18 protein-coding genes are annotated in these 15,773 nt (G+C 36.1%); all 18 read left to right on the top strand.

Features of this window, described 5'->3' with window-relative positions; translation table 11 throughout:
• Window positions 1-35: 35 nt before the first annotated feature.
• The 18 genes from DES48_RS02830 to hslU all read left to right on the top strand — a co-directional run bounded on the left by DES48_RS02830 (window position 36) and on the right by hslU (window position 15,743).
• Window positions 36-353, top strand: a complete 318-nt coding sequence (locus tag DES48_RS02830) for a putative DNA-binding protein (RefSeq protein ID WP_079709421.1) — start codon at window positions 36-38, stop codon at window positions 351-353.
• A gap of 13 nt (window positions 354-366) precedes the next feature.
• On the top strand, window positions 367-1,719 hold the full coding sequence (ffh, locus tag DES48_RS02825; RefSeq protein ID WP_079709422.1) for a signal recognition particle protein: 1,353 nt from the start codon (window positions 367-369) through the stop codon (window positions 1,717-1,719).
• An 80-nt stretch (window positions 1,720-1,799) separates the two neighbouring features.
• On the top strand, window positions 1,800-2,072 hold the full coding sequence (gene rpsP / locus DES48_RS02820) for a 30S ribosomal protein S16 (protein ID WP_079709423.1): 273 nt from the start codon (window positions 1,800-1,802) through the stop codon (window positions 2,070-2,072).
• A 14-nt stretch (window positions 2,073-2,086) separates the two neighbouring features.
• Window positions 2,087-2,314 (top strand): KH domain-containing protein, encoded by a 228-nt coding sequence (locus DES48_RS02815; RefSeq protein WP_113866654.1) that lies wholly within the window; start codon window positions 2,087-2,089, stop codon window positions 2,312-2,314.
• Between the two features lie 130 nt (window positions 2,315-2,444).
• On the top strand, window positions 2,445-2,843 hold the full coding sequence (locus tag DES48_RS02810; RefSeq protein ID WP_113866652.1) for a YlqD family protein: 399 nt from the start codon (window positions 2,445-2,447) through the stop codon (window positions 2,841-2,843).
• A 1-nt stretch (window position 2,844) separates the two neighbouring features.
• Entirely contained in the window at window positions 2,845-3,366 is a 522-nt protein-coding gene (rimM, locus tag DES48_RS02805) for a ribosome maturation factor RimM (RefSeq protein WP_113866650.1), read from the top strand.
• Window positions 3,366-4,100 (top strand): tRNA (guanosine(37)-N1)-methyltransferase TrmD, encoded by a 735-nt coding sequence (gene trmD, locus DES48_RS02800; protein WP_113866648.1) that lies wholly within the window; start codon window positions 3,366-3,368, stop codon window positions 4,098-4,100. The genes rimM and trmD overlap by 1 nt, the downstream gene beginning before the upstream one ends.
• 132 nt (window positions 4,101-4,232) lie before the next feature.
• Window positions 4,233-4,577: a 50S ribosomal protein L19 gene (gene rplS / locus DES48_RS02795; protein WP_079709428.1), complete on the top strand. Its 345-nt coding sequence runs from the start codon at window positions 4,233-4,235 to the stop codon at window positions 4,575-4,577.
• A 141-nt stretch (window positions 4,578-4,718) separates the two neighbouring features.
• Window positions 4,719-5,279: a signal peptidase I gene (gene lepB / locus DES48_RS02790; RefSeq protein WP_113866646.1), complete on the top strand. Its 561-nt coding sequence runs from the start codon at window positions 4,719-4,721 to the stop codon at window positions 5,277-5,279.
• A 10-nt stretch (window positions 5,280-5,289) separates the two neighbouring features.
• Window positions 5,290-6,138 carry a ribosome biogenesis GTPase YlqF gene (ylqF, locus tag DES48_RS02785; RefSeq protein WP_113866644.1) on the top strand — a complete coding sequence of 283 codons (849 nt, stop codon included), beginning with the start codon at window positions 5,290-5,292 and terminating at the stop codon, window positions 6,136-6,138.
• A gap of 131 nt (window positions 6,139-6,269) precedes the next feature.
• On the top strand, window positions 6,270-7,034 hold the full coding sequence (locus tag DES48_RS02780; protein WP_113866642.1) for a ribonuclease HII: 765 nt from the start codon (window positions 6,270-6,272) through the stop codon (window positions 7,032-7,034).
• Window positions 7,035-7,050: 16 nt separating this feature from the next.
• Window positions 7,051-8,847, top strand: a complete 1,797-nt coding sequence (locus DES48_RS02775) for a hypothetical protein (RefSeq protein WP_113866640.1) — start codon at window positions 7,051-7,053, stop codon at window positions 8,845-8,847.
• Window positions 8,844-9,143, top strand: coding sequence for an EscU/YscU/HrcU family type III secretion system export apparatus switch protein (locus DES48_RS02770; protein ID WP_113866638.1), 300 nt, complete (start codon window positions 8,844-8,846; stop codon window positions 9,141-9,143). The genes DES48_RS02775 and DES48_RS02770 overlap by 4 nt, the downstream gene beginning before the upstream one ends.
• Window positions 9,144-9,342: 199 nt before the next feature.
• Window positions 9,343-10,245, top strand: a complete 903-nt coding sequence (dprA, locus tag DES48_RS02765) for a DNA-processing protein DprA (RefSeq protein WP_113866636.1) — start codon at window positions 9,343-9,345, stop codon at window positions 10,243-10,245.
• A 141-nt stretch (window positions 10,246-10,386) separates the two neighbouring features.
• Window positions 10,387-12,465 carry a type I DNA topoisomerase gene (gene topA, locus DES48_RS02760; RefSeq protein ID WP_113866634.1) on the top strand — a complete coding sequence of 693 codons (2,079 nt, stop codon included), beginning with the start codon at window positions 10,387-10,389 and terminating at the stop codon, window positions 12,463-12,465.
• Between the two features lie 388 nt (window positions 12,466-12,853).
• The gene (xerC, locus tag DES48_RS02755) at window positions 12,854-13,771 is read left to right on the top strand and encodes a tyrosine recombinase XerC (RefSeq protein ID WP_113866631.1); all 918 of its coding nucleotides are present in this window, start codon (window positions 12,854-12,856) and stop codon (window positions 13,769-13,771) included.
• A gap of 9 nt (window positions 13,772-13,780) precedes the next feature.
• Window positions 13,781-14,326, top strand: coding sequence for an ATP-dependent protease subunit HslV (gene hslV, locus DES48_RS02750; protein ID WP_113866629.1), 546 nt, complete (start codon window positions 13,781-13,783; stop codon window positions 14,324-14,326).
• A gap of 25 nt (window positions 14,327-14,351) precedes the next feature.
• Window positions 14,352-15,743 (top strand): ATP-dependent protease ATPase subunit HslU, encoded by a 1,392-nt coding sequence (gene hslU / locus DES48_RS02745; protein ID WP_425451850.1) that lies wholly within the window; start codon window positions 14,352-14,354, stop codon window positions 15,741-15,743.
• The last annotated feature ends 30 nt before the right edge of the window (window positions 15,744-15,773 follow it).

Here is a 15,773-nt window from a genome sequence, read left to right as displayed (position 1 = left end):
GTAAAGATGTTTCGCTTAACAAGGAGTGTTTTGTTTTGTTAGAAAAAACGACTAGAATTAACTATTTATTCGATTTTTATCAATCGTTATTAACGCCGAAACAGCGTAATTATATGGAGATGTACTACTTAGAAGATTACTCTTTAGGTGAAATATCTGAATCATTTCATGTCTCTAGACAAGCGGTTTATGATAATATTAGGCGAACAGAATCTATGCTTGAAGCTTATGAAGAAAAGCTTCAACTATATGGAAAGTTCACAGCTCGTCAAAAAATAGTGGATCATTTGTTGGAAGATATCTCTTCTGAAGCAACGAAAGAATTAGTAAGGAAGTTAAAAGACTTAGAGTAGGAGGATACTCTGTATGGCATTTGAAGGCTTAGCAGATCGTCTGCAGGAGACGATTAAAAAGATAACAGGTAAGGGGAAAGTCTCTGAACAAGATGTAAAAGAAATGACACGTGAGGTGCGTCTTGCATTATTAGAAGCCGATGTTAACTACAAGGTTGTTAAAGATTTTGTTAAACGCATTAAAGAACGGGCAATTGGCCAAGAAGTGATGGAGAGTTTAACACCTGGTCAACAAGTCATCAAAGTAGTAAAAGAAGAATTGACTTCGCTAATGGGTGGCGAACAAAGTAGGGTTGCAGTAAGTGAGCGTCCACCTACGGTAATAATGATGGTGGGTCTACAAGGTGCAGGTAAAACAACAACAACTGGTAAACTGGCAAACTTATTACGCAAAAAACATAATCGTAAGCCTTTACTGGTAGCAGCCGATGTCTATCGTCCTGCTGCGATCAACCAATTAGAAACATTAGGCAAACAATTAAGTTTACCTGTATTTTCTTTAGGTACGGAAGCGAATCCAGTTGATATTGCGAATCAAGCAATCGAAAAAGCAAAAGAAGAGCATTTAGATTATGTCATTATTGATACAGCTGGACGTCTACATGTGGATGAAGATCTTATGGATGAATTACAACAGATCAAACAAAATGTAAATCCAGATGAAGTTTTTCTTGTGGTTGATGCGATGACTGGTCAGGATGCTGTCAATGTAGCAGAGAGCTTTGACCAGCAGCTAGATGTGACTGGTGTTGTATTAACCAAATTAGATGGTGACACGCGTGGTGGCGCTGCTTTATCGATTAAAGCTGTGACTAACAAGCCAATCAAATTCGCTGGTATGGGCGAAAAATTAGATGAATTAGAAGCCTTCCACCCAGAACGTATGGCTTCCCGTATTCTAGGCATGGGTGATGTACTATCCTTAATTGAAAAAGCACAAGATAATGTAGATCAGAAAAAAGCGCAAGAATTAGAGGAAAAAATGCGTGACGCATCATTTACCTTTGATGATTTTCTTGACCAAATGTCTCAAGTGAAGAGCATGGGACCATTGGAGGATTTGATTAGCATGATTCCTGGTGCAAATAAAATGAAGGGTTTAAAGAATGTTCAAGTAGATGAAAAACAATTGGTACATGTTGAAGCAATTATTCAGTCTATGACTAAAAAAGAGCGTGTGGACCCAAGTGTAATGAATGCGAGTCGAAAAAAACGTATTGCAAAAGGTTCAGGACGCCCCGTTTCTGAAGTCAATCGTTTATTAAAACAATTTGATGACATGAAGAAAATGATGAAACAAATGACTAATATGCAAAAAGGAAAGAAAGGGAAAAAAGGTAAAGGATTTAATTTTCCGTTCATGTAATGGAAAAACACTTTACAGACTTCTCAACTTCTGATACAATCTAAACTTGTGTTAGACATTTATTAATGGAGGTGCGAAACATGGCAGTAAAAATTCGCTTAAAACGCATGGGATCAAAACGTAATCCGTTTTATCGTGTAGTAGTAGCTGATTCTCGTTCTCCTCGTGATGGACGTATTATTGAGCAAATTGGCACATACAATCCGGTTGTTAACCCGGTTGAAGTGAAATTAGATGAAGAAAAAGCATTGGACTGGATGACTAAAGGTGCAAAACCAAGTGACACAGTTCGTAATTTATTCTCAAATGAAGGCATCATGAAGAAATTCCACGACTCGAAAAACCAAAAGTAAAGTAGTGTGATAACATGGAAGCCTTAATTCAAACCATTGTCAAACCATTAGTTGATCACCCAGATCAAATTATGGTCGTTCAAAAGGAAGAACCAAGTAAAGTGATTTATCATCTTACAGTTCACCCGGCCGATGTTGGCAAGGTAATTGGTAAAAATGGTCGAATTGCAAAAGCAATTCGAACCGTTGTTTACGCAGCGAGTGCAGATTCGAAAAAAAGAATTTATCTTAACTTGATGTAAAGCAGGGAGGGGAGAAAAAACCTTTCCCTGTTTTTGTATATTTAATGTTTACATCATACTTTAACAAACCGTTACGAATCGTTTATACTAAGAGTAGTAACCGATGTTAAAGTAGAGCGAGGTAGCTTCTATGCAAATTATAAAAAAAGTAAAAGTGAAACAAATCATAACAGAAGCAAGTAAAACAGTATTGCTACAAAAATTTCAAAATCGAATACAAAAATTGGAGCAAGAGATACAACAACTAAAATTTGAACAAAAGAAATTAGAACATCAACATAAATTGAATCGTCAAAAAGTAATCGTTAAATTCAAGCAAGAATTGGATAAAAGAACAGAAAACATACGATTTTGGCAGAATCAACTAGAGCAAATACATACACTCCCACTTGAAAGTGAAATTTTTGAAAGAGAAGTCGATGCCTTGACGGAAGTTGAGGTAGGAACAAAGTGGGATAACATCATGACGGAACAAGTGATTGTTATAAAAGATGGTACCGTTATTCGAATAGATGAAGTAGGTGAATAGAGTGAGTGATTACAAACGATATAATGTTGGGAAAGTAGTTAATACCCATGGAATTAAAGGGGAAGTGAAAGTAATACGTATCACTGATTTTACGGAAAGATTCGATAAAGGGAATATTTTATATTTGATTGGAAAAGACAATGATGAACCAATACCTTTAACAGTGAGATCACATCGTACGCATAAACAATTTGATTTACTTACTTTTGAATCGTATGACACGATTGAAAAGGTTGAACCATTTAAAGAAGGAATATTAACAATACTAGAAGATCAACTTCATGAACTAGATGAAGGAGATTATTATTATCATCAAATTATCGGATGCAAGGTCATTACAACAGATGAGGAAGCAATTGGCACGATTAAAGAAATTTTGTCTCCAGGGGCTAATGATGTTTGGGTGGTACAACGTCCTAATCAAAAGGATCTCCTTCTGCCTTATATAGATGATATTGTCAAAGTAGTTGATATTGATAACCAAAAAATTATTATTGAACCAATGGAAGGATTGCTAGAATAATGCATGTTGATATTTTAACGCTATTTCCTGAAATGTTTACAGGTGTCATGGAGTCTTCGATTTTAAAAAAAGCACAAGATAACAAAGCTTTTTCTTATCAAACTATCGACTTTCGTACTTACACAGAGAACAAACATAACAAGGTAGATGACTACCCATATGGAGGTGGCGCAGGTATGGTACTCATGCCACAGCCAATTTTTGATGCGGTTGCAGATGTGTCAGATCAATATAAGCAAAAGCCTAGAGTTATCTTAATGTGTCCTCAAGGCGAAACGCTGACACAACAGAAAGCGGAAGAGCTTGCTCAAGAAGAACAGCTTATCTTTATTTGTGGGCATTATGAAGGGTATGATGAACGTATCCGTCAAGAACTAGTTACCGATGAGCTTTCTATTGGCGATTACGTGTTAACGGGAGGCGAACTTGGAGCGATGGTTGTTATGGATAGTGTTGTACGCTTGTTGCCAGGTGTTTTAGGTAATGAGCATTCTGCACCTGCAGATTCTTTTTCAACCGGTCTATTGGAACATCCACATTATACACGCCCCGCCGATTTTCGCGGGTTAAAAGTACCAGACATACTACTATCTGGTCATCATGAAAAGATTAAAAAATGGCGACATCAGCAATCTATTTTACGAACATGGCAACGTCGCCCTGATTTATTACACTCTCATTCTTTAACGGATGAAGAAGAGCGTTGGATCCAATCTCAAGATAAAGATTTCTAAATTAGAGTTGAAGACTTGGTGGAATTATGATATATTGTTAGTTGTGCTTAAGTGAGTACTTAAGTCGTATAAACGATGTTCCGCTGTCAGAAAAAATTGTTAAGAGCATTGGTTTGGAAGGAGTGTGACATAATGCAACAATTAATCGAAGAAATCACAAAAGAACAGCTTCGTACAGATCATCCTGAATTCCGTCCTGGTGATACTGTGAAAGTTCACGTGAAGGTTGTCGAAGGTAACCGTGAACGTATTCAGGTATTTGAAGGTGTTGTCATTAAACGCCAGAATGGTGGAATTAGTGAAACATTCACTGTACGTAAAATTTCTTACGGTGTAGGTGTTGAACGTACGTTCCCTGTACATTCTCCACGTATTGATAAAATTGAAGTTAGCCGTCGTGGTAAAGTACGTCGTGCGAAACTTTACTATCTACGTAATCTACGTGGTAAAGCTGCACGTATTAAAGAAATTCGCTAATGAATACAGCAAAAGGAGCTTGCATTGTCAAGCTCTTTTTTGTTAATAAGTATTTTGTTATTTTAAATTTGCGCAGTATAATATAGACATATATTTTATAACTATAATATGTAGAAGTAATCGGTATCGGAGGAAACGCAGATGGCAAAGAAAAAAAGTGAATGGTTGGACTGGTTAAAAGCACTCCTGATAGCAACTGTGTTAGTCTATATTGTTCGAACGTTTCTATTCACCCCAATTGTCGTAGAGGGTCCATCGATGCAACCTAACTTACATAATGGAGATCATATGATAGTAAATAAAATCAATTATGCGTTAAGTGAACCAGATCGGTTCGATATCGTAATATTTCACGCAACAGAGCGTAGAGATTATATTAAGCGTGTCATTGGACTACCTGGCGAAACAGTAGACGTGAAGGATGATACCTTATATATAAACGGCAAACAAGTAGAGGAACCATTTTTACAAGAGAAGAAAGATTCACTCGCACCAGATGAGACGTATACAGTGGATTTTTCGATGAGTGATATACCAGGTAATGTAGATGTTATACCACCCGAACATGTCTTAGTGTTAGGTGATAATCGAGGGAACTCCACAGATAGTCGTATGATTGGTTTGATATCCTATGACCAAATTGTTGGAAGTGCTTCCTTCATCTATTGGCCATTAAGTCACTTTGGGCTTGTGAATGATTAGGAGGTAAATAATGACAATACAATGGTTCCCTGGCCATATGGCAAAAGCAAAACGGGAAGTACAAGAAAAACTTAAACTAGTAGATTTTGTTATTGAGCTTGTGGATGCTAGAGCGCCTTTATCATCACAAAATCCAATGTTACATCAAGTATTAAAACAAAAACCGAAAATGTATGTTTTGATGAAAAAAGATTTAGCAGATCCGGTCAGAACGGAAAAATGGCTTGACTATTATAAAGAACAACAAATACCAGCAGTCGCAGTAGATGCTGGAGAAAAACAAGATGTACAAGCCCTGATTATAGTGGCTAAACAGATGGCAGAAGAAAAAATGGAACGTTTAAAACGAAAAGGGATACGTCCAAGACCTGCACGAGCAATGATCATTGGGATTCCTAATGTAGGTAAATCAACGTTAATTAATCGCCTAGCCAAACGTAAAATTGCCAAAACTGGTGATCGGCCAGGCATCACTACTAATCAACAATGGATTAAAGTAAAGAAAGATTTTGAGTTATTAGATACGCCAGGTATTTTATGGCCAAAGTTCGAAGATGAACTTGTAGGTTATCGTCTAGCTACGATAGGGACGATCAAGGACCAACTACTTCCTTTAGAAGAAGTTGCTGCTTATACGTTAAATTATTTACAAAGCAACTATTCTAATATGTTAGCGTCCCGTTACCAGCTTGAAGAAGTAAATAACAATACCGAAGAACTAATGGAGCATATTGGTCGCCTGCGCGGTTGTTTAGAAAGTGGTGGTCTTGTCAATCTAGAAAAAACGGCGGACGTTATCATTAGAGATTTACGAACTGGAAAATTTGGCAGAGTTTCCTTAGAACTTCCAGGTCAATAAAAAGTGCTAAAGGCATTCCTGCTGAAGGATGTCTTTATTTTTTTACTAAACGGTCGATATATAGATAAAGGTGAGACTTTCATCTGTAAAGATTGACTGCTAGTAGGGGCAGACAATGGAGGCCAGTACACATGACAAAACAGCAATCAGTAAAAGAAATTACACAACTATTGTTAACAGATACGTTATCGGAAGAACAACTACAACTTTTACATATGGATGAAAGAAAAGGTGTTCAAACAGCGCTAAAGAAATATTTAAACAGAAAAGAAAAAGCACAACAATTAGAAACACAATTTTATCGAATGCTACAATATGAACAAAAAGCGTATCAGCAAGGAAAAAACATTGTGGTAGGGGTTGATGAAGTAGGACGTGGTCCACTAGCTGGTCCTGTAGTAGCTGCTGCTGTGGTTTTAGATAAAGATGTCTATTTACCTGGAATCAATGATTCGAAACAAATGTCTCGAGCGAAACGAGAATCATTTTATGAACAGCTTACAACATCAGCAGTCACATACAGTTTTGGTATTGTTGATAATCAAATGATTGATCAAATTAATATCTATCAAGCTACTATCCGAGCAATGAAACAAGCAGTGGCGGGTTTAACACACCAACCAGATCATTTACTTGTGGATGCCGTAGATCTTTCGGATTTACCATATTCTTCAGAAGCAATTATAAAAGGAGATCAAAAAAGTATTAGTATTGCTGCAGCGAGTATTTTAGCAAAAGTAAAACGTGATAACATGATGGCAGAATTGCATCAAATATATCCACAATATGGCTTTGATCAAAATCAAGGTTACGGCACAAAAACACATTTAGCTGCCATTACGAAATACGGAATTACCCCTTATCATCGACAGTCTTTTGCGCCGATTAAATCGTAAGAAAGGAGGATGAGCATTGTCTATTTACTCCAATCATGTAACCTCGAAATCATCGGTGACAACAGCTAATGTTACGTCAAAAACGAGTGCGTTAAAACCAGGTCAAATATTACTTGGAAAAGTCTTAGAGATATATCCAAATCAACGCGCAAGTATACAATTAGGAAACCAAAAAGTTATTGCGCAATTAAAAACAGCTTTATCTTTAGATAGTAACTATTGGTTTCAAGTACAATCCAATGATCAGATGTTACATTTAAAAGTAGTAACAGACCAACCAGGCACAAAGTCAATGGAGCAGCAAGTAGTGGCTTTATTAAAACAGTTGAAATTACCGTTATCAAAAGCCAATATCCAATTTGTACGAAATTTAATGGAAGCAAATGTTACCTTTCGTCCAGAAACATTAATACAGGCGTTGCAATTAAAACCAGGTCAAGGAAAGACCTCTGCACCATTACTAATGGAGATGATGGAACGACAATTGCCAATAACCTCATCAATCTATCAATCGTTAGCGAATGCAGAAAAAAATTCATTACGTACACAAATGCAAGAAGTGTATGAATTATTACAGCCATCAAAGCAAGGTACAAATTCAACGACGCCTTTGCTTGCTTCTCGTCTTAACAGTCTATTGTTTAATCAGTCAACGAAAACTGGCGCATCAAATCAAATGTTACCGTTCTTGCAAGATCAATTGGATCAAGGAAACCAAGACGTTGTACAAGTGTTGAAAAAAGCTGGTATGGTAGCTGAGAGTCTTAAGATGACACAAACAGATGCAATGAAAAGCCAGTTAGAAGTAGCTGTGAAGCAATCTGGAGATAGTTATATTAGCCAAAGATTAGGGCAATTATTTTCTCGGCAGTTAGGTTTAACAGAACAACAACAGGTGCAATTCGCTAAACTTATGCAAGCTGTGGGTCAACCAGGACAGGACCATCCGAAACAACAAGCTTTACAACAACAATTGCTGTCATTTATTGAAAATAATCATTTGACTAGTAAAATTAGATCTTTTCTAACAAATGAAGAAGCAACACTATTTCAAAAGTGGCAACAAGAACCTACATGGAAAACATTCGCGTCATTTTTACCGAAACTCACTAGCTTAGCAGAGCAACAGTTACCCAAAAATGCGGAACATAAGCTACTTGATTTGTTGGCGATGAATAAAAATATTACAATGCCAATAAAGGAGCAGTTTGTCTTACAATTAAAACATTTTTTGCAATTCTCTGGTATAAATTTAGAGCACCAAATCACTGAAAAAAGTCAAGCGGCTGTCATGCAAGATCAATCATTAAAAAAACTACTATTACAATCACTACAAGGAAGTACAATAGGAAAGCAGGAAAAAGAAAACTTACTCCAAACACTTATTGGTATGCAAATTGGTAGTATCAAAGAAGATGGCGCTTTTATTCAAGCAACGATGCAACTTCCTAATATGTTTGGATTAGAAAAGAACATGCAAATAGATATGGAAAGCAAACGTAATGAAAAGGGTGAAATCAATCCAGACTACTGCCGAATTATGTTTTTTTTGGAGCTTTCTAGCATTGGTGATACGTGGATCGATATGTCCATTCAAAATCGTAGGATTAGTCTTACCGTTTTTAATCAACATCAAGAAATTTCTCCGTTTATTGAACAATTACAACCTAGCTTACAGGAAGGTTTAGCAAAAAGTGAGTATCAATTATTATCGGTTCAATTTAAGCAATTAACGGAACAGATACAAGAAGAAATAAAGAAGACACAAGAGCAGCCAATATCCCCAACCAAAGGAGTGGATATTCGTATATGACAGAAAAATATCAACAGAAAAAAGCTGTTGCATTAAGTTACGACGCTCAAAAAGAACATGCACCAAGAGTTTCAGCCAATGGGGCTGGTTTAATTGCTGAAGAAATTATCGAGCGTGCCAAAGCAGCCAATGTTCCAATACAAGAAGATCACAATTTAATTGAATTATTGTCGAAGTTAAATATCAACGAAAAAATACCTGAAGAACTCTATCAAGCAGTTGCAGAAGTATTTGCATTCATCTATCAAGTCGATAAACAAAGCGATCAAATTAATAATGAAGCAAAAAAAAGATAGACAATACACTGTTATTTTTATACAATGTACGTATTATCTGAAAAGAGAAGGCTTCGTAACAAATTGTCTGGAACAAATAAATATCCAACAGTATGAAAAAAACTTTTTGTTCCAGATTCCTTCTTTTGCTAACTGTTTTTTACGTTACGACCTGAAATTTTAGTACATCAACTAGTATATGAAATAGGGAGTGAGTGGATTGCAAGATAAACAAGCGAGACATCGTTTACTTCATCTGTATAGATGTCGATCAGTCTCAAGAACAATTATTCGTCATTTATTAACGCAAGACCCTTCTTTAACATACCTCTATGATTATTCCTCTAATCAGTTACAAGAACTACTTCATCTTTCAATAGAAAGGGCAAATCTTCTTTATTATGATTTACACGACAATCACCTAATCAAACAAGTAAACATGGATTTTAAAAATTATCATATATGGACAATAATAGATGAAAATTATCCAACCTCACTCAGGCAAATACCTGATCCTCCCCTCGTTTTATATGGCTTAGGTGATCCGAGTTTTATTCATTATCAACCTTCACTTAGTGTGGTAGGAACAAGGCAACCATCCAGAGAAGCAAAAAAGAAAATGTATACTATTTTGGCTCCTTTAATCACAGAAAAGTGGTTATTTGTTAGTGGAATGGCGCTAGGTATTGATGGTTATGCTCATCGTTTAGCCACCTATTATGATGGGAAAACGATTGCAGTCTTAGGAAGCGGACTAGCCTCCGTCTATCCAAAGCAGCACCTTGAATTATTTCACCAATTAGTTACTAGTCACTTAGTTATTTCGGAATATCTTCCAGAAACACCACCAAAAAGATATCATTTCCCTGAACGTAATCGGATCATTAGCGGTTTAAGTTTTGGAACGATTGTGATAGAGGCGAAGGAAAAGAGTGGTTCACTAATTACTGTAGATCAAGCCTTAGAACAGGGGAGAGAAGTGTACGCCATTCCTGGTTCCCCGTGGTTAGAACAAACAAAGGGTTGTCATAAGATGATTCAAGATGGTGCAAAATTAGTGCAACATCCCGAAGATTTGTTACAAGATTGGAATGAATCGCAGAAATCATGGCTTTTAATATAGATAAATAGAGGTACTAAAATAATCTTTTTTTAATATGATACTAATGTTAACGTTTGACAAAACGGTAACAAGTATTTAATAATAGTGAAGATTTATCAAAAAGATAAACAGGAATGAAAACCTCTTGGGAGGAACGAAGAAATGGCAGATTATCTCGTAATAGTAGAATCACCTGCGAAAGCAAAAACGATTGAACGTTATTTAGGAAAAAAATATAAAGTAAAAGCATCAATGGGACATGTTAGAGATTTACCAAAAAGCCAGATGGGTGTAGATGTGGAAGATCATTATAATCCAAGATATATTACCATTCGTGGAAAGGGTCCCGTACTAAAAGAATTAAAAACAGCAGCAAAAAAAGTAAAAAAAGTATATCTTGCAGCTGACCCCGATAGAGAAGGGGAAGCAATTGCTTGGCATCTTGCCCACAGTTTAGATATTGATGAGCATTCTTCTTGTCGTGTTGTTTTTAATGAAATTACGAAAGATGCGATTAAAGAATCATTTAAACATCCAAGAAGCATCAATATGGATTTAGTAGATGCTCAACAAGCTAGAAGAATTTTGGATCGACTCGTTGGGTATAATATTAGTCCGTTATTATGGAAGAAAGTAAAAAAAGGACTTAGTGCAGGCCGCGTTCAGTCAGTGGCTGTCAAAATGATTATTGATAGAGAAAGAGAAATAAACAACTTCAAACCAGAAGAATATTGGTCAATTGATGGTACCTTTTTAAAGGATTCTACCACTTTTGAAGGCGCTTTTTATGGAATCGATGGTAAGAAAACAAAGTTACCTAATAAAGCAGAAGTAGAAAAAATACAAGCAAAATTAACCAGTAAGCAATTTACGGTAGAAAAAGTACAAAAGAAAGAACGGAAACGCAATCCATCTGCTCCATTTACGACCTCTTCTTTACAACAAGAAGCAGCCCGTAAATTAAACTTTCGAGCTAGAAAGACCATGATGGTTGCGCAGCAATTATATGAAGGTATTGATCTAGGCAAGAAAGATGGTGGTATTACAGGTTTAATCACCTATATGCGTACAGATTCAACTAGACTATCAGATACAGCTAAAACAGAAGGCAGAGATTATATTACGCAGCATTACGGTGAAAACTACATTGGCGCCATGAAGCAAAAGAAAAATGCAGAAGGCGCACAAGACGCACACGAAGCAATCCGACCAACTTCTGCATTTCGTGATCCTAGCTCCTTAAAAAGTATTTTATCTCGTGATCAATACCGATTATATAAATTGATCTGGGATCGTTTCACGGCAAGTTTAATGGCTCCGGCAGTGATGGATACCATGACCGTACATCTTACGCAAAATGGCGTAACTTTTCGAGCAACTGGATCTAAGGTTAAGTTCAAAGGCTTTATGAAAGTGTATGTAGAAGGAAATGACGATAATAAGCAAGAAAAAGATAAATTATTACCAGCCTTAGAAGAGGGGATGGTCGTTCAAGCAAAAGATATCAAACCAAATCAACATTTTACCCAGCCACCTCCACGTTATACAGAAGCAAGATTAGTAAAAACAATGGAAGAGCAAGGAATAGGCCGACCATCTACTTACGCTCCTACATTAGACACGATTCAACGAAGAGGGTATGTATCATTAGATAACAAGCGGTTCGTACCTACAGAACTTGGTGGAATTGTGATTGATTTAATTAAAGAATTTTTCCCAGAGATTATTGATGTTGATTTCACGGTTAAAATGGAAGGTGACTTAGATGCAGTAGAAGATGGTGAAACTAATTGGGTTTCCATTATTGATGGCTTTTATCAAGGATTCGAAAAACGATTGGAAAAAGCAGAAAAAGAAATGGAAAAAGTAGAAATCAAAGATGAACCTGCTGGTATTACTTGTGAAAAATGTGGGCACGAGATGGTTTATAAAATGGGGCGTTATGGCAAGTTTCTAGCTTGTTCTAATTTTCCTGAATGTCGAAATACAAAACCAATACTGAAAGAAATCGGTGTGAGGTGTCCAAAATGTGAAACAGGTAATATAGTAGAAAGAAAATCAAAAAAACGTCGTACGTTCTATGGGTGTGATAACTACCCTGAGTGTGACTTTTTGTCTTGGGACAAACCAATAACTAGACCTTGTCCTAAATGTAATAGTTTACTTGTAGAAAAGAAATCCAAAAAAAGTGTACAAATCGAATGTACCTCTTGTGATTATAAAGAAGAACCACAGCAATAAGTCTAAGTAAGGTATGAATAACGAAGTGAATAATGACATGAATGCGAATTATATATGATTAATCTCATTATAGTTCGTTTTTGTCTTTTTTTAGCTTAATTATTTTAAAAAAAGGATTGAAAGTTCATAAAAAAGGATATGAATATAGTAAGTAACATAATACTTTTAATTATTAGAAAAATAACCCTATTAAAAACAATGAAAATTATTCATTGACAAGTATGAACCAAAAGGCTATAATCATCCATTGGTAAGCAAATATACTTGACACCGAGTCATCAAAATTTCAGTTTATTAGTTAATTCAGAATTTTATTACAATTTTGTAAATTTAATTGCGTTACTATAATTGATGTGTTACGATTTAATCGCCTAAGTGGGGTGAAAAAGTGAATGAGTTTAAATATCAACTGCAGCAATTCCATTCCTTTCTACAAATAGAAAAGCGAGCCTCTGTACATACGATAAATTTCTATTTAAAAGATGTGGAAGCGTTTTTTGATTTCTTAAATCAAGAAGGGATTAAACAATTAGATGAATTAGATTACCAAGCTGTTCGTGTATATCTCACTTCATTATATAATCAGTCGTTGACGCGGCGAAGTGTTTCTAGAAAAATTTCCAGTCTAAGAAGTTTTTATACATTTCTTGAGAGAGAACAAGTAGTAGCTGGAAATCCGTTTGTACATGTTACTTTTCCAAAAGATAAGCATCGTGTTCCAGACTTTTTGTATGAAGAAGAATTGGGCGCGCTATTCGCCATTAATGATTTATCGACACCATTAGGCCAACGAAATCAAGCGATATTAGAATTAATGTATGCAACTGGAATACGTGTTAGCGAGTGTACGAATCTCACTTTAGACGCAATCGACTTTGACTTACAAACGATTTTAGTTCTAGGTAAAGGGCGAAAAGAACGATATGTTCCTTTCGGGAGCTATGCAGAAAATGCGATAAAAGCCTACATTAGTGATGGACGTCGACGTTTAATAAATAAGACAAATACACCTAGTCATTTTCTATTTTTGAATAATAAAGGAAATCCTATCACAACAAGAGGCATTCGATTAATTATGCAAAAAATGGTGGAACATGCTTCTGATACAGTAAAATTGCATCCCCATACATTACGGCATTCCTTTGCTACTCATATGCTAAATGCAGGTGCAGATCTTAGGAGTGTGCAAGAATTGCTAGGACATGAACATCTTTCTTCAACACAGATATATACACACGTTACCAAAGATCGATTGAGACATATTTATATGGATAGCCATCCAAGGGCACAAAAAAGAAAAAGTTGAGGTGAGAGAATGAATAGTACGTTTCATGCAACCACTATCTTTGCTGTACAACATAATGGACAATGCGCGATGAGCGGTGATGGTCAAGTTACAATGGGAAATGCTGTTGTAATGAAACATAAGGCACGAAAAGTTCGTAAATTATTTAAAGGGCAAGTACTTGCTGGATTTGCAGGTTCTGTGGCTGATGCTTTTACATTATTTGAAAAATTCGAAGCAAAATTAGAAGCGTTCAACGGTAATTTACAAAGATCTGCCGTTGAACTTGCCAAAGAGTGGCGCAGTGATAAAGTATTGCGTAAATTAGAAGCAATGTTAATCGTTATGAATAAAGAAACATTACTTCTTGTTTCTGGGACAGGTGAAGTAATTGAACCAGACGACGGTATTTTAGCTATCGGTTCTGGTGGTAATTATGCATTAGCAGCAGGAAGAGCGCTAACACGCTATAGTCAAGAGAAATCAGCAAAAGAAATTGCACAAGCAGCTTTAGAAATTGCTGGAGAAATATGCGTCTATACCAATGACCAAATTATTTTAGAAGAAATTAATTAGTCTTGAGGAGGTAATGTTGGTGAGTATGGGTATGTCACCGAAACAAATTGTGGCAGAACTAGATCAATATATTATTGGGCAAAAACAAGCAAAAAAATCAGTGGCAGTGGCGCTGAGAAATCGTTATCGCAGATCCAAATTAGATGATCACATGCGAGATGAAATTGTGCCAAAAAATATTTTGATGATCGGTCCTACAGGTGTGGGAAAAACAGAAATTGCTAGGCGTCTAGCAAAACTTGTTGGCGCACCGTTTATTAAAGTGGAAGCAACGAAATTCACAGAAGTTGGTTACGTTGGTAGAGATGTAGAATCAATGGTACGTGATTTAGTTGAAACGGCCATTAGAATGGTAAAAGAAGAAAAAATGTCACAAGTGCAAGATCGTGCAAAAAAACATGCTGACGATCGATTGGTAAAGTTATTAGTGCCGATTGCAAAAAAACAACAGAATCAAGCGAAAAATCCGTTTGAAATGCTATTTTCAAATCAACAAAACAATGAAGATACAAATGAAAAAGATGAAGTAACACAAGAAATTGAAACAAAGCGTACACGAATCGCTCACCAACTAGCTTTAGGTGAATTGGAAGATACCCTCGTAACGATAGAGGTAGAAGAACAATCTTCTAATATGTTTGATATGTTACAAGGATCAGGTATGGAACAAATGGGTATGAACATGCAAGATGCATTTGGTTCACTTATGCCTAAAAAGAAGAAAAAGCGTAAATTGCCAGTAAGTGAAGCACGAAAAGTACTTGTTCATCAAGAAGCGCAAAAATTAATTGATATGGACGAAGTGACACAGATCGCCTTGGATAAAGTGGAGCAATCTGGAATGATCTTTATTGATGAGCTCGATAAAGTCGCAGGAAAGTCTGAGCAATCTGCAAATGTTTCGCGTGAAGGTGTTCAACGTGATATCTTACCGATCATTGAAGGTTCCACGATTGTAACCAAATATGGTCCGGTTAAAACCGATCATATTCTGTTTGTGGCAGCAGGTGCTTTTCATATGGCTAAGCCATCTGATTTAATTCCCGAATTGCAAGGAAGATTTCCTATTCGTGTAGAATTGGAGAAACTTTCTGTATCAGACTTTGAGCGAATATTAGTAGAACCATCGAATGCGCTCTTAAAACAATACCAGGCATTATTAAAAACAGAAGGCATAGAAGTAGTGTTTACTGATGAAGCGATTACAAAAATTGCAGAAGTTGCTTATGAAGTGAACCAAGAAACCGATAATATAGGTGCAAGGAGACTACATACTATCTTAGAAAAGTTACTCGAAGATCTGTCTTATGAAGCGGCTGATGTGACAATGCCGACAATTGAGATCACTAAAGGGTATGTAGAAGAAAAGTTAGAAAATATCGTTAAAAACAGAGATCTAAGTCAATACATTTTATAATTTTAAAATGACAGTCTTAGAGAAACGGAG

Source organism: Paraliobacillus ryukyuensis, from assembly GCF_003315295.1.
In the GTDB taxonomy this organism is placed as follows: domain Bacteria; phylum Bacillota; class Bacilli; order Bacillales; family Amphibacillaceae; genus Paraliobacillus; species Paraliobacillus ryukyuensis.
The sequence above is the reverse complement of the archived record's forward strand: the minus strand, read 5'-3'. Positions and strand labels throughout refer to the sequence as shown.

Coding starts and splice junctions, on each gene's coding strand:
- hslV (WP_113866629.1), top strand. CDS start 13,781: ATGAATAGTACGTTTCATGCAACCACTATCTTTGCTGTACAACATAAT.
- DES48_RS02780 (WP_113866642.1), top strand. CDS start 6,270: ATGACAAAACAGCAATCAGTAAAAGAAATTACACAACTATTGTTAACA.
- rplS (WP_079709428.1), top strand. CDS start 4,233: ATGCAACAATTAATCGAAGAAATCACAAAAGAACAGCTTCGTACAGAT.
- trmD (WP_113866648.1), top strand. CDS start 3,366: ATGCATGTTGATATTTTAACGCTATTTCCTGAAATGTTTACAGGTGTC.
- ffh (WP_079709422.1), top strand. CDS start 367: ATGGCATTTGAAGGCTTAGCAGATCGTCTGCAGGAGACGATTAAAAAG.
- DES48_RS02810 (WP_113866652.1), top strand. CDS start 2,445: ATGCAAATTATAAAAAAAGTAAAAGTGAAACAAATCATAACAGAAGCA.
- DES48_RS02770 (WP_113866638.1), top strand. CDS start 8,844: ATGACAGAAAAATATCAACAGAAAAAAGCTGTTGCATTAAGTTACGAC.
- topA (WP_113866634.1), top strand. CDS start 10,387: ATGGCAGATTATCTCGTAATAGTAGAATCACCTGCGAAAGCAAAAACG.
- ylqF (WP_113866644.1), top strand. CDS start 5,290: ATGACAATACAATGGTTCCCTGGCCATATGGCAAAAGCAAAACGGGAA.
- rpsP (WP_079709423.1), top strand. CDS start 1,800: ATGGCAGTAAAAATTCGCTTAAAACGCATGGGATCAAAACGTAATCCG.
- DES48_RS02815 (WP_113866654.1), top strand. CDS start 2,087: ATGGAAGCCTTAATTCAAACCATTGTCAAACCATTAGTTGATCACCCA.
- hslU (WP_425451850.1), top strand. CDS start 14,352: ATGGGTATGTCACCGAAACAAATTGTGGCAGAACTAGATCAATATATT.
- lepB (WP_113866646.1), top strand. CDS start 4,719: ATGGCAAAGAAAAAAAGTGAATGGTTGGACTGGTTAAAAGCACTCCTG.